This is a genomic window from Curtobacterium sp. 458, assembly GCF_030406605.1.
In the GTDB taxonomy this organism is placed as follows: domain Bacteria; phylum Actinomycetota; class Actinomycetes; order Actinomycetales; family Microbacteriaceae; genus Curtobacterium.
The window spans coordinates 1,278,915-1,304,194 of record NZ_CP129104.1 but is presented as its reverse complement, the minus strand read 5'-3'; the positions used below and the strand labels follow the sequence as shown (position 1 = coordinate 1,304,194).

General features: G+C 71.6%; 26 protein-coding genes. 5 read left to right on the top strand and 21 right to left on the bottom strand.

What is annotated here, in order from left to right; genetic code table 11:
• Positions 1-3: 3 nt before the first annotated feature.
• The gene (locus QPJ90_RS06500; protein WP_290133619.1) at positions 4-534 is read right to left on the bottom strand and encodes a TrkA C-terminal domain-containing protein; all 531 of its coding nucleotides are present in this window, start codon (positions 532-534) and stop codon (positions 4-6) included.
• Between the two features lie 122 nt (positions 535-656).
• Here QPJ90_RS06500 and QPJ90_RS06495 point away from each other — a divergent pair, with 122 nt between their 5' ends.
• Positions 657-1,181 carry a hypothetical protein gene (locus QPJ90_RS06495; RefSeq protein ID WP_290133618.1) on the top strand — a complete coding sequence of 175 codons (525 nt, stop codon included), beginning with the start codon at positions 657-659 and terminating at the stop codon, positions 1,179-1,181.
• 63 nt (positions 1,182-1,244) lie between these two features.
• Here QPJ90_RS06495 and QPJ90_RS06490 read toward each other — a convergent pair whose 3' ends face one another.
• From QPJ90_RS06490 to QPJ90_RS06445, 10 genes are all read right to left on the bottom strand, one after another.
• Positions 1,245-3,116 (bottom strand): glycerol-3-phosphate dehydrogenase/oxidase, encoded by a 1,872-nt coding sequence (locus QPJ90_RS06490; protein WP_290133617.1) that lies wholly within the window; start codon positions 3,114-3,116, stop codon positions 1,245-1,247.
• 33 nt (positions 3,117-3,149) lie between these two features.
• Positions 3,150-4,271, bottom strand: coding sequence for a GuaB3 family IMP dehydrogenase-related protein (locus QPJ90_RS06485; protein ID WP_290133616.1), 1,122 nt, complete (start codon positions 4,269-4,271; stop codon positions 3,150-3,152).
• 9 nt (positions 4,272-4,280) lie between these two features.
• Entirely contained in the window at positions 4,281-5,300 is a 1,020-nt protein-coding gene (locus QPJ90_RS06480) for a D-alanine--D-alanine ligase family protein (protein ID WP_290133615.1), read from the bottom strand.
• Positions 5,297-6,457, bottom strand: a complete 1,161-nt coding sequence (alr, locus tag QPJ90_RS06475; RefSeq protein WP_290133614.1) for an alanine racemase — start codon at positions 6,455-6,457, stop codon at positions 5,297-5,299. The genes QPJ90_RS06480 and alr (QPJ90_RS06475) overlap by 4 nt, the downstream gene beginning before the upstream one ends.
• Positions 6,454-7,170, bottom strand: a complete 717-nt coding sequence (locus QPJ90_RS06470; RefSeq protein ID WP_290133613.1) for a M15 family metallopeptidase — start codon at positions 7,168-7,170, stop codon at positions 6,454-6,456. The genes alr (QPJ90_RS06475) and QPJ90_RS06470 overlap by 4 nt, the downstream gene beginning before the upstream one ends.
• Positions 7,171-7,249: 79 nt before the next feature.
• Positions 7,250-7,459 (bottom strand): hypothetical protein, encoded by a 210-nt coding sequence (locus tag QPJ90_RS06465; protein ID WP_290133612.1) that lies wholly within the window; start codon positions 7,457-7,459, stop codon positions 7,250-7,252.
• 168 nt (positions 7,460-7,627) lie between these two features.
• Positions 7,628-8,464 carry an ABC transporter ATP-binding protein gene (locus QPJ90_RS06460; RefSeq protein ID WP_290133611.1) on the bottom strand — a complete coding sequence of 279 codons (837 nt, stop codon included), beginning with the start codon at positions 8,462-8,464 and terminating at the stop codon, positions 7,628-7,630.
• Positions 8,461-9,345 carry an ABC transporter ATP-binding protein gene (locus QPJ90_RS06455; protein ID WP_058725420.1) on the bottom strand — a complete coding sequence of 295 codons (885 nt, stop codon included), beginning with the start codon at positions 9,343-9,345 and terminating at the stop codon, positions 8,461-8,463. The genes QPJ90_RS06460 and QPJ90_RS06455 overlap by 4 nt, the downstream gene beginning before the upstream one ends.
• Positions 9,338-10,324, bottom strand: a complete 987-nt coding sequence (locus tag QPJ90_RS06450) for a branched-chain amino acid ABC transporter permease (RefSeq protein ID WP_290133610.1) — start codon at positions 10,322-10,324, stop codon at positions 9,338-9,340. Before QPJ90_RS06450 ends, QPJ90_RS06455 begins: the two co-directional genes overlap by 8 nt.
• 11 nt (positions 10,325-10,335) lie before the next feature.
• The gene (locus tag QPJ90_RS06445; RefSeq protein WP_290133609.1) at positions 10,336-11,547 is read right to left on the bottom strand and encodes a branched-chain amino acid ABC transporter permease; all 1,212 of its coding nucleotides are present in this window, start codon (positions 11,545-11,547) and stop codon (positions 10,336-10,338) included.
• A 448-nt stretch (positions 11,548-11,995) separates the two neighbouring features.
• Between QPJ90_RS06445 and guaB the strand changes: the two genes are divergently transcribed.
• Positions 11,996-13,498, top strand: coding sequence for an IMP dehydrogenase (gene guaB, locus QPJ90_RS06440; RefSeq protein ID WP_290133608.1), 1,503 nt, complete (start codon positions 11,996-11,998; stop codon positions 13,496-13,498).
• A gap of 245 nt (positions 13,499-13,743) precedes the next feature.
• Positions 13,744-15,078 (top strand): ABC transporter substrate-binding protein, encoded by a 1,335-nt coding sequence (locus tag QPJ90_RS06435; protein WP_290133607.1) that lies wholly within the window; start codon positions 13,744-13,746, stop codon positions 15,076-15,078.
• A 159-nt stretch (positions 15,079-15,237) separates the two neighbouring features.
• On the opposite strand, the gene rarD is transcribed toward QPJ90_RS06435, so the two are convergent.
• Positions 15,238-16,200 carry an EamA family transporter RarD gene (rarD, locus tag QPJ90_RS06430; RefSeq protein WP_290133606.1) on the bottom strand — a complete coding sequence of 321 codons (963 nt, stop codon included), beginning with the start codon at positions 16,198-16,200 and terminating at the stop codon, positions 15,238-15,240.
• 149 nt (positions 16,201-16,349) lie between these two features.
• On the bottom strand, positions 16,350-16,646 hold the full coding sequence (gene groES / locus QPJ90_RS06425; RefSeq protein WP_022904625.1) for a co-chaperone GroES: 297 nt from the start codon (positions 16,644-16,646) through the stop codon (positions 16,350-16,352).
• Between the two features lie 158 nt (positions 16,647-16,804).
• On the opposite strand from groES, the gene QPJ90_RS06420 reads away from it, so the two are divergent.
• Complete coding sequence (locus QPJ90_RS06420; RefSeq protein ID WP_290133605.1) at positions 16,805-18,007, top strand: class I SAM-dependent methyltransferase; 1,203 nt, start codon at positions 16,805-16,807, stop codon at positions 18,005-18,007.
• An 80-nt stretch (positions 18,008-18,087) separates the two neighbouring features.
• Here QPJ90_RS06420 and QPJ90_RS06415 read toward each other — a convergent pair whose 3' ends face one another.
• The 4 genes from QPJ90_RS06415 to tsaB all read right to left on the bottom strand — a co-directional run bounded on the left by QPJ90_RS06415 (position 18,088) and on the right by tsaB (position 21,264).
• Positions 18,088-18,948 carry a DUF4190 domain-containing protein gene (locus tag QPJ90_RS06415; protein ID WP_290133604.1) on the bottom strand — a complete coding sequence of 287 codons (861 nt, stop codon included), beginning with the start codon at positions 18,946-18,948 and terminating at the stop codon, positions 18,088-18,090.
• Positions 18,949-19,011: 63 nt separating this feature from the next.
• Positions 19,012-20,067, bottom strand: coding sequence for a tRNA (adenosine(37)-N6)-threonylcarbamoyltransferase complex transferase subunit TsaD (gene tsaD, locus QPJ90_RS06410; RefSeq protein ID WP_290133603.1), 1,056 nt, complete (start codon positions 20,065-20,067; stop codon positions 19,012-19,014).
• Positions 20,054-20,596, bottom strand: coding sequence for a ribosomal protein S18-alanine N-acetyltransferase (rimI, locus tag QPJ90_RS06405; RefSeq protein WP_354670492.1), 543 nt, complete (start codon positions 20,594-20,596; stop codon positions 20,054-20,056). The genes tsaD and rimI overlap by 14 nt, the downstream gene beginning before the upstream one ends.
• Positions 20,593-21,264 carry a tRNA (adenosine(37)-N6)-threonylcarbamoyltransferase complex dimerization subunit type 1 TsaB gene (gene tsaB / locus QPJ90_RS06400; RefSeq protein ID WP_290133602.1) on the bottom strand — a complete coding sequence of 224 codons (672 nt, stop codon included), beginning with the start codon at positions 21,262-21,264 and terminating at the stop codon, positions 20,593-20,595. Before tsaB ends, rimI begins: the two co-directional genes overlap by 4 nt.
• Positions 21,265-21,353: 89 nt before the next feature.
• On the opposite strand from tsaB, the gene QPJ90_RS06395 reads away from it, so the two are divergent.
• Positions 21,354-22,106: an alpha/beta hydrolase gene (locus QPJ90_RS06395; protein ID WP_290133601.1), complete on the top strand. Its 753-nt coding sequence runs from the start codon at positions 21,354-21,356 to the stop codon at positions 22,104-22,106.
• Here QPJ90_RS06395 and tsaE read toward each other — a convergent pair.
• The 4 genes from tsaE to QPJ90_RS06375 form a co-directional block, all read right to left on the bottom strand.
• Positions 22,060-22,572 carry a tRNA (adenosine(37)-N6)-threonylcarbamoyltransferase complex ATPase subunit type 1 TsaE gene (gene tsaE / locus QPJ90_RS06390; RefSeq protein ID WP_290133600.1) on the bottom strand — a complete coding sequence of 171 codons (513 nt, stop codon included), beginning with the start codon at positions 22,570-22,572 and terminating at the stop codon, positions 22,060-22,062. The genes QPJ90_RS06395 and tsaE overlap by 47 nt on opposite strands.
• Entirely contained in the window at positions 22,569-23,729 is a 1,161-nt protein-coding gene (gene alr / locus QPJ90_RS06385) for an alanine racemase (protein WP_290133599.1), read from the bottom strand. The genes tsaE and alr (QPJ90_RS06385) overlap by 4 nt, the downstream gene beginning before the upstream one ends.
• The gene (gene alr, locus QPJ90_RS06380; RefSeq protein WP_290133598.1) at positions 23,726-24,829 is read right to left on the bottom strand and encodes an alanine racemase; all 1,104 of its coding nucleotides are present in this window, start codon (positions 24,827-24,829) and stop codon (positions 23,726-23,728) included. Before alr (QPJ90_RS06380) ends, alr (QPJ90_RS06385) begins: the two co-directional genes overlap by 4 nt.
• 73 nt (positions 24,830-24,902) lie before the next feature.
• Complete coding sequence (locus tag QPJ90_RS06375; protein WP_290133597.1) at positions 24,903-25,277, bottom strand: holo-ACP synthase; 375 nt, start codon at positions 25,275-25,277, stop codon at positions 24,903-24,905.
• Positions 25,278-25,280: the final 3 nt, after the last annotated feature.

The following is a 25,280-nucleotide window of genomic DNA, read 5'->3' as shown; positions in this document are numbered from 1 at the left end:
GCGTCAGCTCCGGCGCGGGGCCTCGGCCGGTGCGGCCGCGAGCTCTCCGCTGCGGTAGAACGAGAAGGCCTTGGCGACCTTCTCGGGTGCTCCGGCCACGACGATGGTGTCGCCGGGGAAGACGACGAAGTCCGGGGAGGGAGCAGGGTTGGCGCTGTCACCACGGACCACCGCGACGACGGTCAGTCCGATGAACCCCGAGTCGTGGAGGTCGCCGAGGGGCTTGCCCGCGATGGCGTCCTCGTAGTCGACGGAGAACCAGTCGATGCTGAGGCCGGGGATCTCGTCGAGCTTGTCGAGGCCCTCGGTGATGCGGGTGCCGCCGAGCAGCTCCGCGAGCGTGTGCGCTTCGTCCTCGCTGAGGCGCAGCGACACCTTCTCCGACTTGTCAGCGCCGTCCGAGACGTCCGCGAAGGAGATGAGGTCGGAATGTCCCGACCGGTGCGTGATGACACCGCACTTGCCACCGTCGTCGGTGTAGAAGCTGTGCAGCACGCCGACTCCGGGGAGCTTGACGCGATGGACGTCGACCATGAGATGGCCTCCCTTTCCGAGTACCACGATGATAACCACCGGGAGGCGCGCACCATTCCGGCGGGTGGGCATCGTCCTCCGGACGGATGCGGGTGGCCGCGCGGCGGGGCTACGGTCGCGGCATGACCTCCAGGACCGTCTCGATCGCGGGTGCCGCCGTCGTCGTCACCTACGCCGCGCTGCTCGCGGTCAACGCGCTCGTGGCAGAGCCGCTCTCGGTCGCACCGGGTCGCCCGCTCGCGGCGGTCTACGCGCACGTCGACGCGATGGGGAACTCCTCCACGCAGGACCTCGTCGGCGTGCTGGTCGTCGCGGGCATCGGCGCGATCCTCGGCATCGGCGTCGGCGTCCTCGGCATCCGGCAGCACCTGCCGACGACCGTGGTCACGGTCCTCCACCTCGGCCTCGTGGTCCTCGGCGCGGCCGCGGTCTTCCAGTCGTCGTGGTTCCTCGGCATGGACCTCGCGGACTCGTACCCGGGCTCGGGTGGCCCGCACACCGTCTGGCCGACGGTGCTCGGCTGCACGAGCGCGGCCGCGGTGGTCGCGCTGCTCGCGGTCCTCACGGCCACCGCCGAGCGCACGCGACGGCGGACGCGACAGCGCGCGGACCAGGCGCGAGCGTCCGACCAGGGCGCGGCTGCCTGACGGGCACGCACCGCGCCTCCAGGCCGGTCTGGAGGCACGGTGCGGGTCGGCGACGTCCGTGGCCTAGCTGGGTTCGCTCGTCTTCTCCCCGACCACCTGCTCGTCGGACGCCTTCGCGCCGTCCGCGCCGCTCGACCGGCCACCGCCGACGACGACGTCGTCCTCGTCGAAGCCGAACGCGATGTCCGGCGCCTCGAGGCGCACGCGGTCCGCGGACTCGTCGTCGGGCTGGAGCTGCGACTCGCGCTCGGCGGCGACGCGCTTGAGGTAGTTCGAGACCTCGTTCTCGGTGGTCTCCTGGTCCCAGCCGAGGACGTCGGCCATGAGCTTCGCCGCGACCGGGGCCGCCGACTCCCCGCGGTCCCACGCCTCGATCGAGATGCGGGTGCGGCGGGCGAGGACGTCCTCGAGGTGCAGTGCGCCCTCGTGCGAGGCCGCGTACACGACCTCGGCCCCGATGTAGTCGTCGGCCTGCGGCAGGGGCTCGGCGAGCGAGGGGTCCTGCTCGACGAGCGCGAGCACCTCGGTCGCGAGGGTGCCGTAGCGGTTGAGCAGGTGCTCGATCCGGACCTTGTGCACGCCGACCTGCCGGGCCGTCCGGCCGCGGCGGTTCCACGCGGCGGGGTAACCCTCGGCACCGAGCAGCGGGATGTCCTCGGTCGTCGACTCGGGGATCCTGCCGTCCATCGCGGCGACGGCCTCGTCGATGGCGTCCTTCCCCATCACGCGGTAGGTCGTCCACTTGCCGCCCGCGACCACCACCAGGCCTGGTGCGGTGTGCGCGACGACGTGCTCGCGGCTGAGCTGCGAGGTCTGGTCGGACTCCCCGGCGAGCAGTGGGCGGAGGCCGGCGTAGACGCCCTCGACGTCCTCGCGGGTGAGCGGGACCGCGAGCACCTTGTTGACGTGCTCGAGGATGTAGTCGATGTCCGCCGCTGTCGCCGCCGGGTGTGCCTTGTCGAGGTTCCAGTCGGTGTCGGTGGTGCCGACGAGCCAGTGCCGACCCCACGGGATCACGAAGAGGACGCTCTTCTCGGTGCGGAGGATCATGCCCGTGTTCGACTGGAAGCGGTCGCGCGGGATGACGAGGTGCACGCCCTTCGACGCACGGACCTTGAACTGCCCGCGGGTGCCGACCATCGCCTGGGTGTCGTCGGTCCAGACGCCCGTCGCGTTGACGACCTGCTTCGCCCGGATGTCGAACTTCTCGCCGGTCTGGATGTCGTGCGCGTGTGCACCGACCACGCGTTCCCCGACCTTGATAAAGCCCTCGATGCGGACCCGGCTCGCGGCGTGGGCACCGTAGGACGCCGCGGTGCGGACGAGTGAGGCGACGTAGCGTGCGTCGTCGACCTGGGCGTCGTAGTACGTCATGCCGCCGACGAAGGCGTCCTTCTTGAGGCCCGGCATGTTCTTGAGCACCTGCTTGCGGCTGAGGTGCCGGTGGTGCGGGACCCCCGGCGGACGGCCACCGGACCAGCTGAACACGTCGTACATCGCCATGCCGATGCCGATGTAGAAGCGCTCCCACACGCGGTGGTTGAGCGGGTAGAGGAAGCGGACGGGCTTCACCAGGTGCGGGGCGATGCGCTGGAGGAGCAGGCCGCGTTCGATCAGTGCCTCGCGGACGAGGGCGAAGTTGAGCTGCTCGAGGTAGCGGATGCCGCCGTGCACGAGCTTCGACGAGCGGCTCGACGTCCCGGAGCCCCAGTCGCGGGCCTCGACGATGCCGACGCTCAGGCCGCGGGTGGCGGCGTCGAGTGCGCTGCCGGCCCCGACGATGCCACCACCGACGACGAGGACGTCGACCTCGTGCTCCTTGAGCGCCGCGATCGCGACCGCGCGTTCGTCGGGTCCGAGCTTCACGGTCGGGTCGAACCCGACACCGCCGGGCAGGCCGTCGGTCGTGGTGCTGGTGGTCGTTGCCTTCGCCATGGTCGCCTCCGGTTCACGGTCGGCGCCGGAGCGTCACTGCTGGTGGTACGGCGCCACGACCACTTCTACTCGCTGGAACTCCTTGACGTCGGAGTATCCGGTCGTCGCCATCGACCGACGCAGGGCGCCGACGATGTTCGCGCGGCCGTCCCAGGTGGGGGTCGGGCCGTGCAGGACGTTCTCGAGCGGGGCGATCGTGCCGACCTCGACCCGACGGCCGCGGGGCAGCTCCGGGTGGTGCGCCTCGGCACCCCAGTGGAAGCCACCGCCGGGGGCCTCGGTCGCCCGGGCCAGCGCGGTGCCGAGCATGACGGCGTCGGCTCCCACGGCGATCGCCTTGACGACGTCACCGGCGGTGTCGAGGCCGCCGTCGGCGATGACGTGCACGTACCGGCCGCCGGACTCGTCCATGTAGTCACGACGGGCACCGGCGACGTCCGCCACCGCGGTCGCCATGGGCGCGTGGATGCCGAGCGCGGCCCGGGTGGTCGACGCCGCGCCCCCGCCGAAGCCGACGAGGACACCGGCGGCACCGGTGCGCATGAGGTGGAGCGCCGACGTGTAGGTCGAGGCACCGCCGACGATGACGGGGACGTCGAGCTCGTAGATGAACTTCTTGAGGTTGAGGGGCTCCTCGTCCTGCGAGACGTGCTCGGCCGAGACGGTCGTGCCGCGGATGACGAACAGGTCGACTCCGGCGTCGACGACGGTCTGCGAGAACTCCTGCGTGCGCTGCGGGCTGAGCGAGCCGGCGACGGGGACACCAGCGGCACGGATCTCGGCCAGACGTGCGGTGATCAGCTCGGCCTTGATCGGCTCCGAGTAGATCTCCTGCATGCGCTTGGTGACGTTGCCGTCGGCGAGGGCCTTGATCTCCTCGTAGTACGGCGCCGGGTCCTCGTATCGGGTCCACAGGCCCTCGAGGTCGAGCACGCCGAGGATGCCGAGCTTGCCCATCTGGATGACCGTGGCCGGGGAGGCGACGGAGTCCATCGGGGCGGAGAGGATCGGCGACTCGAAGGTGAACGCGTCGATCGTCCACTGCACGCTGACGTCGCGCGGGTCTCGCGTGCGACGCGAGGGGACCACCGCGATGTCGTCGAACGCGTACGCCCGTCGTCCGCGCTTGCCTGCACCGATCTCGACTTCACTCACGCGCACAGCCTACCGGGCGGCCTCCACGGCGGTCCCCGACCGGGTGGACGGTCGCCGGGCGGTCTCGACCAGGTCGGACAGCAGGTCCGGGTAGTCGACCCCGACCGACGCGAACATCTTCGGCAGCTGGGACTGCGCGGTCAGCCCGGGCATCGTGTTCACCTCGTTGAGCACGACCGCGCCCTCGGGGGTGACGAAGCAGTCGACCCGCGCGAGACCGGCGCATCCGAGGCGGGCGAAGAGCGTCCGGGCCACCTCGTCGATGCGCTCCGCGACGACGGGGTCGAGCGGTGCGGGCAGCACGAACCGGGCGGAGCCGTCGTACTTCGTGTCCGCGTCGAAGAACCCGGCCGCGTCGTTCAGCACCTCGAGCGGCGGCCCCACGACGAGCTCGCCGTCCGGGCGTTCGAGCACGGCGACGTCGACCTCGCGCCCGGTCAACATGCGCTCGACGAGCACGCGGTCGTCGTGGGCGAACGCCTCGGCGAGCCCAGCGTCGAGCTGGTCGGGCTCGTCGACGCGGCTCACACCGAAGCTCGACCCGCCCGCCACGGGCTTGACGATCCACGGCATCGGACCGACCGCTGCTCCGAGCGACGTCGCGTCCGCGTCCAGTCGCTCGTCGCGCGTCAGCAGTGCGCCCGGAGCGACGGCGACGCCGGAGGCCTCGGCGACCAGCTTCGTCGCCCACTTGTCCATCGCGACCGCCCCCGCCCCGACGGGTGACCCGACGACGGGCACGCCGGCGAGCCGGGCGAGGGCGGCGAGCGAGCCGTCCTCGCCGTCCGGCCCGTGCACCGCGGGGAACACGACGTCGGCGGATGCGAGCACCGCTGCGGCCTCGGGGAAGGAGCACGGGAGGTCGGCCGAGCGCCACCCGCCGTCGCGGTCGATCGTCAGGCGCGCGACCTCGTACCTCGTCGGGTCGAGGGCGGCCGCGACCGAGGCGGCACTCGCGAGCCCCACCTCGTGCTCGCTGTTGGCGCCGCCGCCGATGACGACGACGCGGACGGGCTCGGTGGTGCTCATGCGGTGCTCCTGCTGTTCGTGGTGGCGACGGTGCGCGCGATGCGGCCGCCGAGTCCGGTGACGATCTCGTGGGGGTTCGTGTCGGCCCAGGCGGCCCAGTCCGCGGCGGTCGGCCCCGTGCCGGCGGGCACGCCCGCAGGTCCGATCAGCGTGGCGACCTCTCCGGGCACCACGGGTGACCCGGGCAGCCCGGTCACGTCGAGCACGACCTGGTCCATGTTGATCCGACCGACCACGGGCACGAGCTGCCCGCGGAGGCCCACCCGCGCCGACCCCGACGCGGCGCGGGGCACACCGTCGGCGTACCCGACCGGCAGCACGGCGAGCACGGCGTCCCGCGGCGCCGTCCACGTGCCGTCGTACCCGACCGGGGTGCCCGCACGGACCGAGCGCACCGCGACGACCGGCGCGGTGACCGTCATCGCGGGGACGAGTCCGGCACCGGCGGGGCCGATGCCGACGAGCGCCGCCCCGACCCGCACGGCGATGCCGGCCAGGTCGGCCCCGGCGAACGCGGCCGGGGTCCCGCCGAGGTGCAGGTCGACCGGGTGCCCGAGCGTCAGGTCGGCCGCGAGTCCGGCGAGCCGCAGGAGGGTCGCCGCGCGCGACGCCGAGGCACGGTCGGCGTTCGGCACGTGCCCCATCACCGCCCGCACGACCACGTGACCGGCTCGCTCGGCAGCGGCTGCGGCGTCGAGGAGGCCCTGCCAGCGGTGGGGTTCGGCGCCCTCGCGCGCCATCCCGGTGTCGACGTGGAGGTGCACGACGACGGGGGTGCGGGCGAGACGTCCGGCGTCCGTGACGGCGGTCAGCGTCGTCTCGTCGCCGACCGCGACCTCGATCCGCTCCCGCGCGGCGGCGGCGAAGTCGGCCCCGGGGAGGTGCAGCCAGCAGAGCAGGCGGGCGTCGATGCCCGCGGCCCGGAGCGCGAGTGCTTCGGCGAGGGTCGCCGTGCCGAGTGCGGACGCCCCCGCGGCGAGCGCCGTGCGACCGACGACCTCGGCGCCGTGGCCGTAGCCGTCGGCCTTCACCACGGCGACGAGGTCGTGCCCGCGGGCGGTGACCCGGCGGACGTTCGCGGCGATCGCGGCGGGGAGCACGGTGCGGAGCGGCCCGACCGTCGGTGTGGTCGGCACCGGCGCCGCGAGGACGGTCATGCGACGACCCGAGGGTTCACCGCACCGGCGCTGCGCACCGCGGCGCAGGCCCCCTCCGGGACCGCCCTGGACCGTGCGGCGTCGGACGCCTCCGGGACCGCCGCGTACCGCGCGGCGGCGGCCCCCGTCCGGTGTGCCCAGTACCGGTCGCCGTGGCTCCAGTGCCACCACTCGGTCTCGTAGTTCACCATGCCGACCGGTTCGAGGACCGAGGCCATGAGCGCTCGGTTCGCCCGGGCTTCGTCGTCGATGTCCGGCGAGCCCGTGAAGCACCGGCCGCCGCTCTGCTCGGGGGTGTCGTCGATCGCCGTGCCCATCCAGAGCTGGTCGCCGTCGTCGTCCACGAGGGTGCAGTCGACCGCCGCACCGGCGACGTGCGGCGCCGCCTGCGCGGGTGCGACGAAGCGGGAGACGAGGTCGTCGAGCTCGCCCGGGGTGACGCCGGGGTGGAGGGCGGCGAGGGTCGCACGGTAGTCGGCGATGATCGCGTGCTGGGCCGCGAGCGTCCGGTACCCCTCGACGACGAGCAGGTGCACGCCGGCGGGCAGTGCGCGGTCGGCATGGGCGAGGCGCTCCGCCACCCCGCGGCGGACGAGCCCGCCGACACCGGTCGAGGTCGTGCGGACACCGAGGTCGGCCACGGGCACCAGCGGCTCGCGCCGTGGTCGGACGGTGACCGCGAGGACGCGAGGGTCGTTGATGAGCGTCGGCACGCACTCAGCGTGGCGGCAGGGTGCCCGCGGCGGATCGGGGCCGCGGGTGAGCGCTGTCGTCCCGGAGGATGAACTGCGATCAGCCGCGCGACCGACGCTTCCGCAGGACCCGCAACGTGAGGCCGAGCAGGACCGCGAGCACCACGAGGACGACGAGCAGCACCGCGGCGACCTTCACGAGCAGCGCGGCGCCGACGAACAGGGCGACGAAGAGCAGCCAGACGACGGCGTCGAGCGCACCGGGACCGAGCTGACGGGGTCCGGACGGACGGGAGCCGGGGGTGCGCACCCGCGCAACGGTAGCCGAGCGGCGGGGCCGACCCGTGCCTCCAGGCCGGTGTGCGACCCGACACGACCGGGTGCAGACGGGAATGGGGCCGTGCGGCGCGGAGCGTCCACGCACGGCCCCACCCGGTGCGGATCCCACCCCCACAGCGGGACCCGCGGCCGACCGGCGCTACCGCGCCGAGTCGACGTCCTTGGCGAGCGTGCCCAGGTACAGCTCGATGACCTTCGGGTCGTCGGCGAGCTCACGCCCGGTGCCCGAGTACGCGTTCCTCCCCTGGTCGAGCACGTACCCACGATCGCAGATCTGCAGACAGCGTCGCGCGTTCTGCTCCACCATGATGATCGACACACCGGCCTTGTTGATCCGGCGTGTGCGGATGAACGTCTCGTCCTGCCGAACGGGAGACAGTCCGGCGCTCGGCTCGTCGAGGAGCAGCACCTTCGGGTCCATCATGAGCGCCCTGGCCATCGCGACCGACTGCCGCTCACCGCCGGAGAGCGAGCCCGCCCGCTGGTTGCGGCGCTGCGCGAGCACCGGGAAGAGGTCGTAGATGACCTCGAGGCGCTCGGCGAACTTCCGGGGCCGGAGGTAGAGCCCCATCTGCAGGTTCTCCTCGATGGAGAGCGACGGGAACACGTTGTTCGTCTGCGGGACGAAGCCGACGCCCGCCTGGACGAGCTTGTTCGCCTTGAGGTTCGTGATGTCCTCACCCTGCAGGCTCACGGACCCCTCACGGATGGAGACGAGGCCGAAGAGCGCCTTGAGGAGCGTCGACTTGCCGGCGCCGTTCGGGCCGATGATGCCGATGAGCTCGCCGGGGTAGCAGTCGAGGTCGCAGCCGTTGAGGATGTTCACCCCGGGCAGGTAGCCGGCGACGAGGTTCTTCGCGCTCAGGACCGGCTCGCGGTCCAGGGTGGCGGTCGCCGCCTGCGGCGTTTCCGGCGCCTGCGGCGTTTCCGGACTGGAGGCGCGGCTCGCGTCCGCAGCGTTCGGTGCGTCGGTCATCGGGTCGCCTCCTGCTCGTCTTCTTCCTTGACTTCCTCGGCGAGCTCCTCGTAGGTCTCCTCGGTGAGGAGCGAGTCGTCGCCCAGGTCGGTGTCGTGGTGGGCGCCGAGGTACGCGTCGATGACGGCCTGGTCGTCCATCACGGTGTCCGCCGGTCCCTCGGCCACGACCTTGCCCTCGGCCATCACGACCACCCAGTCCGAGATGTGCCGGACCATGTGCATGTCGTGCTCGACGAACAGCACGGTCATGCCGTCGTCGCGGAGGGACTGGATGTGCCCGAGGAGCGACTGGGTCAGCGCCGGGTTCACGCCGGCCATCGGCTCGTCGAGCATGATCATCGTCGGGTCGGACATCAGCGCGCGGGCCATCTCGAGCAGCTTCCGCTGGCCGCCGGACAGCGAGCCGGCGTAGTCGTCGGCCTTCGTGTCGAGCTTGAAGCGGGCGAGGATCTCCTCGGCCTTCGCGGTGATGGCCCGCTCGCGGGGTCGCCAGAGGGCGGGGACGAGCGCGGCGAAGAAGTTCTCGCCCGGCTGGTCGCGCGCTCCGAGCAGCATGTTCTGCATCACCGTGAGCCGCGAGAGCGCCTTGGTGAGCTGGAACGTGCGGACCATGCCCTTGTTCGCGATGTGTGTCGCGCTCGTCTTCTGCAGCGTGTCACCGTTGAAGCGGGTCGTCGCGCCGGGGCTCGGCTTGTCGAACCCGGTGAGCAGGTTGAAGAACGTGGTCTTGCCGGCGCCGTTCGGGCCGATCAGGGCGGTGATCGAGCCCCGCTGGACCTCGAGGTGGTCGACGTCGACCGCGGTCATGCCGCCGAAGCGACGGGTGACGGTGTCGACCGTGAGGATCGGGTCGGCCTTGGGGTGGCTGTACTCAGACACTGAACGTCAGCTCCTTCTTGTTGCCGAGGAGTCCCTGTGGACGGAACACGATGAGGAGCATGAGCGCGACGCCGACGAGCACGTAGGAGAACTGCTCCGCCTGCTGCTGGTTCATGATCGAGTCGGGGATGAAGTCGCTCGCGACCGTGCGGATGAAGAGTCGGACGACGAAGAACAGCACCGCGCCGAGCACCGGCCCGAACACCGTCGCCGCGCCGCCGAGGATGAGCGCCGTCCAGATGAAGAACGTCATCGATCGGCCCATGGCGTCGGGCTGCACGGAACTCGGCAGGACGTAGATCACGCCGGCCAGGGCCCCGAGCGCGCCGCCGAACACGAGCGCCTGCATCTTGTACGAGTAGACGTTCTTGCCGAGGGAGCGCACGGCGTCCTCGTCCTCACGGATCGCCTTCACGACCCGGCCCCAGGGGCTGCGCATGAGGAGGAAGAGCACGAGGGTGAACAGGGCGACGAGGCCCCACGCCGCGAGTCGGATCCACCAGCCGTTGACGCCGTTGTTCGAGTACGTGAACCACAGGATGGTGGTCGTGCCGTCCGGCAGCGGGCTGATCGCGTTGAACGGGTCGCGGTAGGTCGAGCCGGCGATGCCGTTCGAGCCGCCGGTGGTGTCCGTGAGGAGGCTCGATCGGCCGACCATGCGGATGATCTCGGCGCCGGAGATGGTCACGATCGCCAGGTAGTCGCCGCGGAGCCGCAGCGTCGGGATGCCGAGGATGACCGCGAAGACGATCGCGATCGCGAGGGCGATGAGCACCGCCACCACGAAGGGCAGTCCGTTCGTGATCGAGATCGCGAAGCCGTACGCGCCGAGCAGCAGGAACGCCGCCTGGCCCATGTTGACGAGTCCGGTGAGGCCGAAGTGCACGTTCAGACCGATCGCGGCGAGGGCGAACGCGGCCGTGGTGGGTGCCAGGGCCTCCTGGCTGAGACTGCTGAGCAGGTTGACGAAGTAGTCCATGACGCGCTCCCTTAGCCGATCCGCTCGGCGCGACCGAAGATGCCCTGCGGCCGGAACAGCAGGATGAGGATGAGGATCACGAGGGCCGTGGCGTACTTGAAGTCACCCGGCAGCACGAGGTTCGTGAGCTCCACGACGATGCCGATGATCATCGAGCCGACGAGCGCTCCGTAGGCGGTGCCGAGGCCACCGAGGGTCACCGACGCGAACATCAGCAGGAGCAGCTGGAGGCCGGTCTGCCAGTTCACGCCGTTGAGCACGAGGCCGAGCATCACGCCGGACAGCCCCGCGAGGCCGGCGGCGAGCGTCCACACGAACCGGATCACCCGGTCGACGTCGATGCCGGACGCCGCGGCGAGCGCCGGGTTGTCCGACACCGCGCGGGTCGCTCGACCGAAGCGGGTCTTGGCGAGGAAGAGCCCGGTGGCGACGAGCACGACGAGTGCGATGGCCATCGCGACGTAGGACTGCACCGTGAGGGTGATGCCGGCGAACGTGATCGTCTCCGGGTTGCCCTGCTGGATCCGGACGGTCGCGGCGCCGAAGAAGTACTGGAAGGCGTACTGCGCGGCGATCGAGAGGCCGATCGTGACGATCATGAGCTGCGTCAGGCTGATCCGCTTCCGGCGGAGTGGCCGCCAGATCGCCGCGTCCTGGAGGTACCCGGTCGCGGCGCACAGCAGCGTGACCACGATGCCCGTCACCCAGATGTTCCATCCGAGCTGGTTCGCGAAGACGTAGGCGAGGAGCCCGCCGAGGGTCACCTGCTCGCCGTGCGAGAAGCTGGAGAGCCCGGTGGTGCCGTAGATCAGCGAGAGGCCGATCGAGGCGAGCGCGATGAGGAGCCCGAGTCGGATGCCGGAGGCGAACTGCTGCCAGGCACGCGTGAAGCTGAAGCTGCTCGTGTCGGCCTGCGTGGTGGCGCCCTGCTGGTCGGAGAGCTGGAAGATCTGCCCGACGTTGGCGTTGAGCGTCGCGGTCACCTTCCGCTCGGCGTCCGCGGCGTTCGTCAGGTACTGGCCCTTCGGCAGGGAGTCCTGGTCGACGCTGACGGTGTACTGCCCCGGCGTCGTGATCGTCACGGACCAGCGACCGGAGTCGTCGGTGGTCGCGGTCTGGGCGAAACCGCCGGCGCCCGCGACGTCCACCGCGACGCCCGCAGCGGGGTCCCGCTCGGAGTCGAGGATCGTTCCGCGGATGCACCCGTTCGTCGGGCTGACCACGCACGGCCCGGTCGAGGCAGGCGCGCTGGCGCTGGGACTGCTCGTCGCCGCCTGGGCCGCGGGCGACACTGCCCAGTCGACCGCGAAGGTGGCGAGGAAAGCGAGGAAGAGTACTGCGGCGAGGACCAGGCGGCTGCGGCCTGGCGCCCCTCGGCGGAACCGGCGCCGCAGCGCTGGTCCCGGCGGAGTGATGGAACCCACGGATGAGCCTCTCGTTCGGATAGTCGAGGACCCTAGGGAGTTTTTGTGTCCCCCGTGTTTCCACCACGTTCCCTGGAGAAATCGTGCCCTGACCGTGATCCTGCACAGGTTCGACGCTGTACCACGGTCCGGAATGCGCGCACACCCGCGCGCGTTACCATTGCTCATCCGGAACCCGTCGCTGCGTTCCCGGTGTCTCGACCACTTCAGGTGCCGCCCCACGACACCCAGCCCACGAAGGGGACTCATGGACCAGCCGGATCCGTTCGGATTCATCGGACTCACGTACGACGACGTCATGCTCCTGCCCGGGCACACCGACGTCATCCCGAGCGAGGCGTCCACGACGTCCCGGCTCACCAAGCGCATCCAGGTGCACGTCCCGCTGCTCTCCGCGGCGATGGACACCGTCACCGAGGCCCGCATGGCGATCGCCATGGCACGCCAGGGCGGCATCGGCATCCTGCACCGCAACATGTCCATCGCCGACCAGGCCGCAGCGGTCGACAAGGTGAAGCGCTCCGAGTCGGGCATGATCACGAACCCGGTGACGACCACCCCCGACGCCACCGTGGCCGAGGTCGACGCGATCTGCGGTCAGTTCCGCGTCTCCGGCCTGCCCGTGGTCGAGGGCGACGGAAAGCTCGTCGGCATCATCACGAACCGCGACATGCGCTTCGTCGCCCCGTTCGAGCACCAGACCACGCTCGTGCGCGACGTCATGACGAAGGCGCCGCTCATCACGGCCCCGGTCGGCATCGACCCCGACGACGCCGTCGCCATCTTCGCCGAGCACAAGATCGAGAAGCTCCCCCTCGTGGACGAGTCCGGTCGTCTCAAGGGCCTCATCACCGTCAAGGACTTCGACAAGAGCGAGAAGTACCCCGACGCCACGAAGGACGACGCAGGTCGCCTGCGCGTCGGCGCGGCCATCGGCTTCTTCGGCGACGCCTGGCAGCGCGCGACCGCCCTGCTCGAGGCAGGCGTGGACGTCCTCGTCGTCGACACCGCCAACGGCGAGAGCGAGGGCGTGCTCGACATGGTCCGCCGGATCAAGGCCGACCCGGCGTTCGCCGGTGTCGACGTGATCGGCGGCAACGTCGCGACCCGTGCGGGTGCGCAGGCCCTCATCGACGCCGGCGTCGACGCGGTCAAGGTCGGTGTCGGTCCCGGGTCGATCTGCACCACCCGCGTCGTCGCGGGCGTCGGCGTCCCGCAGGTCACCGCCGTGTACGAGGCCTCCCTCGCGGCGCGTGAGGCCGGCGTCCCGGTCATCGCCGACGGCGGCCTGCAGTACTCCGGCGACATCGCGAAGGCCCTCGTCGCCGGCGCCGACACCGTGATGCTCGGCTCGCTCCTGGCGGGCACGGACGAGTCCCCCGGTGACCTCGTCTTCGTCAACGGCAAGCAGTTCAAGGCGTACCGCGGGATGGGCTCCCTCGGCGCGCTGCAGACCCGCGGCAAGAAGACCTCGTACTCGAAGGACCGCTACTTCCAGGCCGACGTCCCCTCGGACGACAAGCTCATCCCGGAGGGCATCGAGGGCCAGGTGCCGTACCGCGGCTCCGTCGCGAACGCCGTCTACCAGCTCGTCGGCGGCCTGCGGCAGTCGATGTTCTACGTCGGCGGCCGGACCGTCCCGGAGCTCAAGGCCCGCGGCAAGTTCGTCCGGATCACCCCGGCAGGGCTCAAGGAGTCGCACCCGCACGACGTGCAGATGGTCGTCGAGGCCCCGAACTACAGCCGCTGATCGGTCCGCGCGACCGCCCCGGACGCCCCGTTCCTCAGTGAGGAGCGGGGCGTTCGTGCATCCGGGGTACGGGACGGTTGTGCGGCTGCTCAGCTTTCATCACGGGTCTGTAACGAAACATCCAGGGGTGGATGATCGTCACACGGGCGAAACAGATCCGCTCTAGCTTTCTCGACATCCCACGCGGAGGACACCGCGCTCGACCCGATGCGGTCCGGCCCCCGCGCAGAGAAAGGGCTCCACGGATGATCAGAACCACCCGTGCCACCTCGGCACTGGCAGTGGCGGGGGCGGCAGCGCTCCTGCTCGCCGCGTGTTCCACCACCTCGGGCGGCAGCTCGCCTTCGGAGTCCGCCTCCGGCGGCGCGAAGAAGGACCCGGCCGCGAGCTGCAAGGCTCCGGACTCCCCCAGCACCGACGCGCTGAAGATCGGCACGATCCTGCCGCTCACCGGTTCGCTCGCGTACCTCAACCCGCCCGCCGAGTCCGGTGTGGGCCTCGCGGTCGAGGACATCAACGCGGCCGGCGGCGTGCTCGGCAAGGACGTCTCGATCAGCCCGGCGACGGACTCCGGCGACAGCAACGACATGACCGTGTCGAGCGCCGCGGCGACCAAGCTGGTCAATGCGAAGGTCCCGGTCGCGATCGGTGCCGAGTCCTCGTCCGTCACGCTCAACGTGATCGACCAGCTCACGAGCAACTGCATCGTGGAGATCTCCCCCGCGAACACCGCGACCGACCTCTCGGGCTACTCGTCCTACTACTTCCGGACCGCTCCGCCGGACTCGGTGCAGGGTTCGGCCCTCGGCCAGCTCATCACGGGTGACGGCAACGCCAAGGTCGCGTTCCTCGTCTTCAACGACACCTACGGCACGGGTCTCCGCAACTCGGTGCAGGCCGCGGTCGAGGCGTCCGGTGGCCAGGTCGTCTACGGCGGCAAGGGCAAGGGTCAGGAGTTCCCGCCCGGACAGACCACGTTCTCGTCCGAGGTGACGGCGGCGCTCGACTCGAAGCCGGACGCGATCGTCGTCCTGGCCTTCGACGAGACGAAGTCGATCATCCCGGAGCTCAAGGCCCAGAACGCGAAGATGTCGAGCATCTACATGTCCGACGGCAACACCGCTGACTACTCGAAGGACTTCGACAAGGGCACCCTCGAGGGCGCGCAGGGCACGATCCCCGGCGCCTCGCCGAAGGACGACCTGAAGAAGAAGCTCGCCGCGTTCTACAAGGAGTCCTCGGGCAAGGACCTCGCCGACTACTCGTACGCGGCCGAGTCCTACGACGCCACGATGCTCGCCGCCCTCGCCGCGGTGAAGGGCAAGGGCACCGACTCCGGCACGATCCAGGCCAACATGGCCGCGGTCTCCGGCGCGGACGGCGGCACCGAGTGCTCGACGTTCAAGGAGTGCTCGACGCTCCTCGGTGACGGGAAGGACATCCACTACACGGGTCCGTCCGGCATCGGGCCGTTCGACGACAACAACGACCCGTCGAGCGCCTACATCGGCATCTACAAGTTCGACGCGGACAACAAGCCCGTGTACCAGAGCGCCATCCAGGGCTCGGTCTCGAAGTAGGCACGACCAGGTAGGCACGACCAGTACGCGAAAGCGACAGTCCCCCGCAGTTCAACCGCGGGGGACTGTCGCTTTCGCGGTTGAGAGGGCGGATCGCGTCGCGTTCTCGGCATGACCGTCCGCCGGACCGGCCGGGAGGCACGGCGCGCGTCCGGCATGTCAGGCCGGGTCCGCCACCGGCGCGGCCTGGGCACGACGCCGCGACGACCGTGCCCAGGCGAAGCTGTCCACCGTGAGCACGACGAGCGCCAGCCACACGATCGCGAAGCCGATCCACCGCTCGGGCGGCATCGGCTCGTGCTGCACGACCACACCGACGAGCAGCTGCATCACCGGCGCGAGGTACTGCGTGAGCCCGAGGGTCGACAGGCTCACCCGCCGCGCCGAGGACGCGAACAGCAGCAGGGGCACCGCCGTCGCCGGGCCGGTCAGCACCGTGACGAGGACGTGCACCCAGCCCTCGCTCGTGAACGTCAGACCGCCGCCGAGGCCCGTCACGCCCATGACCACGAGGGCCACCACAGCGATCGGCAGCAGCCACACGGTCTCGATCGTCAGGCCGCTCAGCGCGTCGACCGTCCCGCCGACCCGCTTCTTCACGAGCCCGTACAGTCCGAACGAGAACGCCAGGGCGAGCGAGATCCACGGCACCTGCCCGTACCCGACCGCGATGACGACGACCGCGACGATGCTGATGCCCACGGCCGTCCACTGCGCCGGACGGAGGCGTTCGCGCAGCACGACCACGCCGAGTGCGATCGTGACGAGCGGGTTGATGAAGTACCCGAGCGCAGCCTCGACGGTGTGGCCGGTGGTCGTCGCGGCGACGTACACGGTCCAGTTCACGAGGATGAGCACCGCGGCGAGGCCCATCACGAGCATCACCCGACGCTGGGCGACCAGGGAGCGGGTCCGGAGCCACGACCGGGTCACGGCGATCGCGACGACGCAGAACACCAGGCCGAAGACGATGCGCCACGCCACGATCTCGAACGCGCCGGCCGGGGACATCGCCGCGAAGAGCAGCGGCATGAGTCCCCACAGCCCGTACGCCACGATCGCCTGGACGACACCGACGGATGCCTCGCTGCGGGCCGGGCGCACGGTCGTCGGTTCACTCACGGAACCATCCTAGGAAGCGGCGCCGACGCTGCGGATCACACCGTGCCTCCCGGCAGGAACGCTCGGTGACCACCCGCCGGACCGAGCGCGGACGCACGAACGCCCCGCCGACCAGGTGGCCGACGGGGCGTTCGAGGAGTGGGCTGGACTCAGCGCACGACGACCGCGAGGACGTCGCGGGCCGAGAGGACCAGCAGGTCCTCGCCCGAGTACTTGACCTCGGTGCCGCCGTACTTGGAGTAGATGACCTTGTCGCCGACGGCGATGTCCAGCGGGATGCGGTTGCCGTTGTCGTCGACACGGCCCGGGCCCACGGCCACGACCTCGCCCTCCTGGGGCTTCTCCTTGGCGGTGTCCGGGATGACCAGACCGGAAGCGGTGGTCTGCTCCGCCTCGACCTGGCGGATGACGATGCGATCCTCGAGCGGCTTGATGCTGACGGCCACGGTGACCTCTTCTTTCTCGGTACAGACTCGGTACAGATGAAAACCGGGTTGGCACTACGCACAGGAGAGTGCCAACGCCAACTCTAGGGGGTCGTTGGCACTCGGTCAATCCGAGTGCCAACACGGTGGACTCGGTGTGCACCTGGGAGGATCGGAGGATGGACGCCGCCGATCTCGCCCAGCTGCTCACCCCCGAGGGGATGGCCCTGCTCGACCGTACTCCGAGCGTCTCCGACGGCGGCGAGATCGTGCGGGTGGTCTCCCGGCTCCGCAGCGAGGGGCACGACCCCGGGCTCGTCGCCGCCGTCCTGACCCAGGCGAAGCTCCGACAGAAGGCGGGCGCGAAGTTCGGGCCGTTCGCGTCGCGCATGCTCTTCACCGAGGCCGGACTCGAGCAGGCCACCCGGCTGCAGGTCGCCGCGCAGCACGCCGGCCGGTTCGCCGCCGCCGGGCTCTCGCGGGTCGCCGACCTCGGGTGCGGCATCGGCGGCGACGCGATGGCGATGGCCGCGCTCGACCTCGACGTCACCGCGGTGGACCGCGACGAGGTCACCGCGGCGGTCGCGACGCACAACCTCGCGCCGTGGCCCGGTGCTCGTGTGGAGCTCGGCGACGCCGCAGCGTTCGACCTCTCCCGCGTCGACGGCGTGTGGATGGACCCCGCCCGCCGCACCGCCGGACACGGGAACACCCGGCGCCTGGCCGACCCGGACGACTGGTCGCCGTCGCTCGACACCGTGTTCGCCGCCGCGACGACCACCCCGACCGGCGTGAAGCTCGGCCCGGGCATCGACCGCGACCTCATCCCCGACACCGCCGAGGCGCAGTGGGTGTCCGTCGACCGCGAGGTCGTCGAGCTGGCCCTCTGGTTCGGCCCGCTCGCCCGCGACGGGGTCCGGCGCGCCGCGACCGTGATCGGGGCGCACGGGGTCGCCGAGCTGACCGGGGCCGCCGATGCGCCGGACGTGTCCGTCGGTGCCCTGGGTACCTACCTCTACGAGCCCGACGGAGCCGTGATCCGCGCACGGCTCATCGGGGACCTCGCCCGCTCGATCGACGGTCGCATGCTCTCCGACGGCATTGCCTACGTCACGTCGGACCGTGCCGTCACGACGCCGTTCGCGCAGGGGTTCCGGGTCGTCGACACCATGCCGCTCGACGTGAAGCAGCTCGCGGCACGGTTGGCCGCGGACGACGTCGGGACGGTCGAGATCAAGAAGCGCGGAGTCGACGTCGACCCCGCGCAGTTCCGGAAGCGGTTGCGGCTCCGGGGGCGGCGCGCAGTGACGCTCGTGCTCACCCGCCTGGAGGGACGGCACACCGCGATCCTGTGCGAGCGGCTGGGCGAGGTGGCCGGCTAGTCCCCCCGGACGCCGCGACGGCCCCCGCGGGTGCGGGGGCCGTCGTCGTGGGCGCGTCGTGTGCGGGTCGTGCGTCGGGTTCAGAGGACGAACGCGCCCGTGGAGCCGAAGTCGTCGGAGTAGCCCGACCCGCTGCGGGCAGCGATGGAGAGGGCGATCAGGAGTCCGATGATGAGGATCCAGAGACCCGTCAGCGCCCAGCCGCCGATGATGCCGGCGAGCGCCAGACCACGTCCACCCTCACCGGTCTGCTTGATCTTGCCGAGGGCGACGTGGCCCATGATCGCGCCGGCCGGGCTCGTGAGGATGATGATCGGCCAGATCAGGATGCCGGCGAAGGCGAACACGATCGACAGGATCGACAGTGTGTTCGTCTTCGGGCGCTGCGCGTAGGGCTGGTAGCCCGCCGCGGCGTACTGGCCGCCGTACTGCTGGCCGTACTGCTGCTGGCTGCCGTACTGCTGCTGGCCGTACTGCTGCTGGCCTCCGTACTGCGGCTGCCCGTACTGCTGCTGGTTCGGCGCAGCGTACGGGTTGCTCGGCGCGGCGTAGGGGTTCTGCGGCGCCCCGTACCCCGGCTGCTGACCCGGCGCGGCGTACGGGTTCTCCTGCCCGGGCGTCGCGTACGGGTTCTGCTGCGAGCCGGTCTGCTGCGCGCCGTACGGGTTCTGGCCGGACGGGTTCTGGCCGGACGGGTTTTGGCCGTACGGGTTCTCGGGCGGCTGCGGGGCGCTCGGCGGTTGCGGCGCGCTCGGTGCTTCACCGGGCGCCGGGGTCGACGTCGGGTCGGACGCACGGCTGCCGTCGGACGCACGGTCGCCGTCGGGCTGCGGGGCGCCGGAGTACCCGCCGCTCGCCTGCTCGTCGGACTGGCCGGGCCTCGGCCACTGGTTCTGATCGGACACCGCGTCCACCCCTCCCGGCACCCACTCGTCGGACACCGGCCCCCATCGTTCCACACGGAGCCCGAGCCCGTGCAGGACGCCGAGCCGCGCCGCCGGGCCTCAGACCTGGACGGTCGTGACCGGCAGCGTCGAGTCGGCGGCGATCCCGAGGTCGCTCGGCGCGTGCCCCTCGGCGACGAGCCGTGCACCGACTGCGGCGATCATCGCGCCGTTGTCGGTGCAGAGGTCGAACGGCGGGATGCGGAGCGCGACACCGGCGGCTGCGCAGCGTTCGGTCGCGACGGCACGCAGGCGGGCGTTCGCCACCACCCCGCCGCCGAGCAGGAGCCGGTCGACCCCGGTGTCGCGGCACGCGTTCAGGGCCTTCGTGAGGAGCACGTCGACCACGGCCTCGCGGAAGGACGCGGCGACGTCGGCGACGGGGACCTCGCGGCCCTCGTCGCGGCACTTCTCGACCCAGCGGGCAACGGCGGTCTTCAGCCCGGAGAACGAGAAGTCGTACCGGTGCGCCGCCATGTCCTTCGGCAGCGTCAGGCCGCGGGGGAACCGGATCGCGGTCGGGTCACCGTCCGCGGCAGCCCGGTCGATCTGCGGGCCGCCCGGGTACGGCAGGCCGAGCAGCCGCGCGACCTTGTCGAACGCCTCGCCCGCGGCGTCGTCGATCGTCTCGCCGAGGAGCTCGACGTCACCCACGAGGTCCCGCACGAGCAGGAGCGACGTGTGCCCGCCGGAGACGAGCAGCGCGACCGTGGGCAGTTCGATCTCGGAGCCGTCCGAGCGCAGCACGTCGGCGCCGACGTGCCCGACGAGGTGGTTCACCCCGTACAGCGGCTTGCCCGTCGCGACCGCGAGCGCCTTCGCAGCCCCGACCCCGACCATGAGCGCACCGGCGAGCCCGGGTCCGGCGGTGACCGCGACGGCGTCGAGCTCGTCGAGGGAGACGCCGGCGCGGTCGAGCGCTTCGTGCAGCGTCGGCGTCATGGCCTCGAGGTGCGCCCGTGCGGCGACCTCGGGCACGACGCCGCCGTACCGGGCGTGCTCGTCCATGCTCGACGCGATGACGTTCGCGAGCAGGGTGTTCCCCCGGACGATGCCCACGCCCGTCTCGTCACAACTCGTCTCGATGCCGAGCACGAGCGGTTCAGCTGTGCTCATCGAGCGCCTCCTGTCCGATCGGCCCGACGGAACCGGTGCCGGGTGCCGCGGGCAGCTCCGCGCGCATCACCCACGCGTCGACGCCGTCCGGCTGGTAGTAGCGGGGCCGCGTGGCGATGTGCTCGAAGCCGAACGCGGTGTACATCGCCTGTGCCACCGGGTTGTCCGCCCGCACCTCGAGGAAGACCTCGTGCACGCCGCGACGACGCGCTTCGTCGAGCAGCTCGGTGAAGAGCGCCCTGCCGATGCCACGCCCACGCTGCTCGGCGGCGACCGCGATCGTCTGCACGTCGGCGACCGGGTTGCCCGCGAGCGAGGACAGTCCGGCGTACCCCACGACCGTCGGCGCCGTGCCCTCGGCCACGGTCTCGACCACGACGTAGTACCCGTGCGGCGAGTACAGCTCGCCGGACATCTGCGACGCCGACCAGGCGTCCGTGGGGAACGACACGTGCTCGAGCCACATGATGTCGTCGAGGTCCTGCGGGTGGGCCGGTCGGAGCCGCAGCCCGTCGGGGAGGCCCGTCACCGGACGACCCGCTTCGGGGCTCCCGGCATCGTCACGTCGGGGTCGCGCAGGTAGAGCGGGGTGTCGTCGGCGAAGGGAGCGCCGGAGGCGAGACGTTCCGCGGCGAGCGCGCCGAGCCTCCAGGCCGGGATCGCGACCGCGGTGACGCGCTCCCAGGTGACCGCTTCCGGACGGGAGGCGCGGATCGCCTCGTCGAGGTCCGCCGGCTTGGCGAGTCCCGGGCCGGCGACGCGGACGCCGTCGGCGTCGTACGCCGACCAGTAGACCTCGCGCCTCCGCGCGTCCGTCAGGACGACGAAGGGGCCGGTCGGCGGCTGATCGGTCTGGGGCTGATCGGCCTGGGGCTGGTCGGTCTGGGGCTGGTCGGCCGCGACGGCGTCGTGACTCACGAGTGGGAGGAAGGGGACGCCGCGCGCCGCGGCGAAGGTGCGGGCGGCGGCGATGCCGACGCGGAGACCGGTGAACGGGCCGGGGCCCATGCCGGCGACGACGCCCGTCACCTCGGCAGGTGTGACGCCGGCCTCTGTCAGGACCTCGGCGAGGAAGGGTCCGATGACCTCGGCGTGACGGCGGGAGTCGTCGGTGCTGCGGCTCGCGAGCTGCTGCCCGGTCGACGGGTCGACGACGGCGACGGACGTCCCGGCGGAGGTGTCGATCGCGAGCAGCACCCGTCCATCGTAGGCGTCCCCGACGGTTGCTCCATCGCTGTGAGCGGAACGCCGGAACGGCGACCTCCCCACGACGTAGCGTCACCGACATGGAACTGCTCTTCGTGCACGGCGCCCTCGTCCGCGACGGCGACTGGTGGTGGTCGCCCACGGCAGCACTGCTCGACCGCGCCGGCGTCCGGAGCCGTTCGGTCACCCTCCCGAGCTGCGGCGAAGCACCGGCGGTGGACGGGACGTCCGGCCTCGTGGCTGATGCGGCTGCGCTCCGTGCAGCGCTCGACGACGTCGACGACCCCGACGGCGCGGTCGTCGTCGGGCACTCCTACGGCGGGACCGTCATCGCCGAGGCGGGCCACCACCCGGCGGTCGCTCGGCTGCTGTTCGTGTCCTCGTACCTCCCGGACGTCGGGACCGCCCAGGGCGCGATCATGGCCGACGAACCGGACCCGGTGTCGATCGGCGACGGGGGCGAGGGACGGCTCGCGGTCAGCGGGTACGACGCCGCGTCGTTCGGAGCGAGGTTCCTGCAGGACGCCGACCCGGACACGCAGCGGGCGGGCTGGGAGCGGGTGACGGCGCAGGACGCCACCGCCTTCGTCACGCCGACGACCGGTGCGGGATGGCAGGGCGTCGACTCGACCTACGTGGTGTGCACGGAGGACCGGAGCACCACCGTCGGCCTCCAGCGCTCCCACGCAGCGCGGGCGACGCGGACGGTGGACGTCCCCACGGGACACCACCCGTTCGTCACCCGACCGGACCTCGTGGCGGAGCAGGTGCTCTGCGGTGACGGGCCTAGAGCCGGACGCCGGCCCAGCGGCCACCGGTACCGGTCACGATGACCCGCCGGGGTTCGTCGGGCACGTCGTCCGGGTCGAGGTCCTCGTCGGCTGCCCGGTCACCGGCGCTGCCCGTCGCCCGGACGATCTCGACGTCGAGCACGTCGTCGGTGATGCCGTCGACGAAGCCGCGACCCCACTCGACCACCACGATCGAGCCGTCCCAGTCGAGGTCCAGGTCGTCGAGCTCCAGCGGGTCCGACAGGCGGTAGGCATCGACGTGCACGAGGTCCGGCCCGCTCGTCGTCGGGTGGGTCCGGGCGAGCACGAACGTCGGGCTGGAGACCTGCCCCCGGGCACCGAGTGCGGCACCGAGGCCCCGCGTGAGCGTCGTCTTGCCGGCGCCGAGGGGACCGGTGAGCACGACGAGGTCGCCAGCGCGCAGGACGCCCGCGAGCCGTGCACCGAGGTCGCCCATCTCCTCCGTCGTGGCGACGGTGGTGTCGAGGAGGACGCGCGGTTCGGTCATCGCTCGCCCCGGAGGTACTCGGCCACGTGCCCCTCGGCCTCGTGCCCCTCGTACACGCGGGGCACGCGCTCACCGATGCGGCAGACGATCTCCTCGCCGATGGTGTCGAGCGCCTCACCCCACTCGAGGACCGTCATCTCCCCGTGCTCCCCCGTGCCGAACAGCGTCACAGCGTCCCCGACCCGGACCTCGTCGTCGCCGACGTCCACGAGGAACTGGTCCATCGCGACCCGGCCCGCGATCGGGTACCGCTTCCCCTTGATCGCGACCTGCACCCGTCCCTGCGCGAGTCGCGGCACACCGTCCGCGTACCCGACCGGGACGAGCGCGAGGGTCGTCTCCGCGGTCGTGCGGTACGTGTAGTCGTACGAGACCCCCGTGTCGACGGGCACGCGCTTCGTCTTCGCGACGGAGGCACGCAGCGTCATCACGGCCTCCAGACCGAGGTCGGCTGCGGAGACGCCGTCCGCGCCCGGGATGCCGAACAGGTTCGCCCCCATCCGGACCATGTCCTTCCGGAACTCCTTGCGTTCGAGCCCCGCCAGCGATGCGGCGACGTGCCGCACCGGGAGGTCGAGCCCGGCGTCCTCGGCCTGCTCGACGGCCTCGTCAAACGCGGCGACCGCGGCGGTGTCCTCGTCGTCCGACGACTCCGCGAGGTGCGTGTACGCGGCGACGACCTCGATCCGACCGGCGCGCTGGGCGTCGAGTGCTGCGGCGACGAGGGCCGGCCAGTCCTCCGGCGTCGCGCCGTCACGGTGGAGGCCGGAGTCGAAGCCGAGGTGCACGCGCGCGGGTCGGTGGTCGACGGCGTCGACGATCCGCTGCAGCTCGGGCACGTTCGAGACCCCGAGGTCGACCGCGGAGTCGATCGCGTCGCGGAAGTCGAGGTCCGGGGCGTGCTGCCACGTGAACACGCGGACGTCCTCGTCGACACCGATGGCCCGGAGCCGGAGGGCTGCCGGGACGGTCAGGACGCCGATCCACCGCACACCGGCGTCCACCGCGGCGAGCGCGATCGGCTCCAGCCCGTGGCCGTACGCGTCGGCCTTCATGATCGCCATGAGCTCGACCGGTTCCATCCACTCGCGCACCAGGTCGAGGTTCGCCCGGTAGGCGTCGAGGTCGACCGATGCCTGTCGCAGTGATGCGCTCACGTGGTCCTCCGCTCGACGCTGCGGCCGACGCGGGCGACGATCTCGTAGTTGATCGTGCCGATGGCGTCGGCCCACTCCTCGACCGCGGGGTCGCCGTTCGCCGGGTCGCCCCAGAGGACGACCTCGTCGCCGACCTGTACGTCCGCGTCACCGATGTCGACGTGCATGGCGTTCATCGCGACGCGGCCCACGACCGGGAACCGCTGGTCGCCGATGCGCACCGACACGTGGTTGCCGAGCGCCCGGTCGAAGCCGTCCGCGTACCCGAGGCCGATGACCGCGAGGCGGGTGTCGTGCTCGGCGCGCCAGGTGAACCCGTAGCTGGCGCCCTCGCCGGCGCGGACCGGGACGGTCCGGAGCACCGCCGCGGTGACGCGCATCGCGGGACGGAGCCCGAGATCGGCCGAGGTGCGGTCCGCGAAGGGGCTCAGCCCGTACAGCGCGACACCGACGCGCGCGATGTCCCGGCGGGTCTCCGGCACGGCGATGCTCGCGGCGCTGGCCGCGAGGTGCACCATGTCCGGCACGATGCCGTTCGCCGCGAGGCCGTCGAGCGCACGCTGGAGCGCGGCGTCCTGGTCGAGGTCGTCCGACCGCGAGGCGTTCGCCAGGTGCGACATGAGCCCCTCGACACGGGTGCGGGAGCCGCTGCGGGCGAGCCGACCGGCGGTCTCGAAGAGCTCGGGCCACTCCGACTCGACGGCGCCGTTGCGGCTCAGCCCGGTGTCGACGCACACGTGCACGGCGGGCACCTCGGAGTCGGCCGCTGCCGACAGCTGCGAGACGCTGGAGACCGCCGGTGTGATGCCGTGCTGCGCGGCGCGACGGAAGTCCTCGTCTGGGGCGTGCAGCCACGCGAGGATGCGGGTCCCCTCGTCGATGCCGGCCTCGCGCAGGGCGATCCCCTCGTCGATGTCCGCGACGCCGAGCCACTCCGCCCCGGCGTCCACGAAGGCCCGCGCGGCGTCGGCCGCGCCGTGCCCGTACGCGTTCGCCTTGACGACCGCGATGACGCCGGACGGTGCCACCTGTTCGGCGACGGTCGCGTAGTTCGCGATGAGGGCCTCCCGGTCGACGGTGATCCCGGTGAACGCGCTCACCGCGCGTCACCCCCTCCGGCCTGGAGGCGCGGGTGCAGCCGCGCCGACCGGCGCGGCAACCGCAAGTGGCTGGTCAATCCGACTTCCCTTCGATGATCACGAACGCCGTCGCGATCCCTCCATCGTGCGACAGCGACAGGTGCACGCTCGTCACGCCACGCTGCTCCGCCACCCGCCGAGCACCCTCGTGGAGGGTCAGCGACGGGTTCCGCTGGTCGTCCGCGACGACCTCGAGCTCCTGCCAGCTCAGGCCCGCGCTCGTGCCGAAGGCCTTGATCAGTGCTTCCTTGGCGGCGAACCGCGCGGCGAGCGACGCGGCAGGGCGGGGTTCACCGTCGCGGACGAGCTCGGCGGGGGTGAACAGGCGCGTCCGGAGCGCCGGGGTGCGCTCGAGCACACCACGGAAGCGTTCCAGGTCGACGACGTCCACCCCGATGCCGATGATCACGAG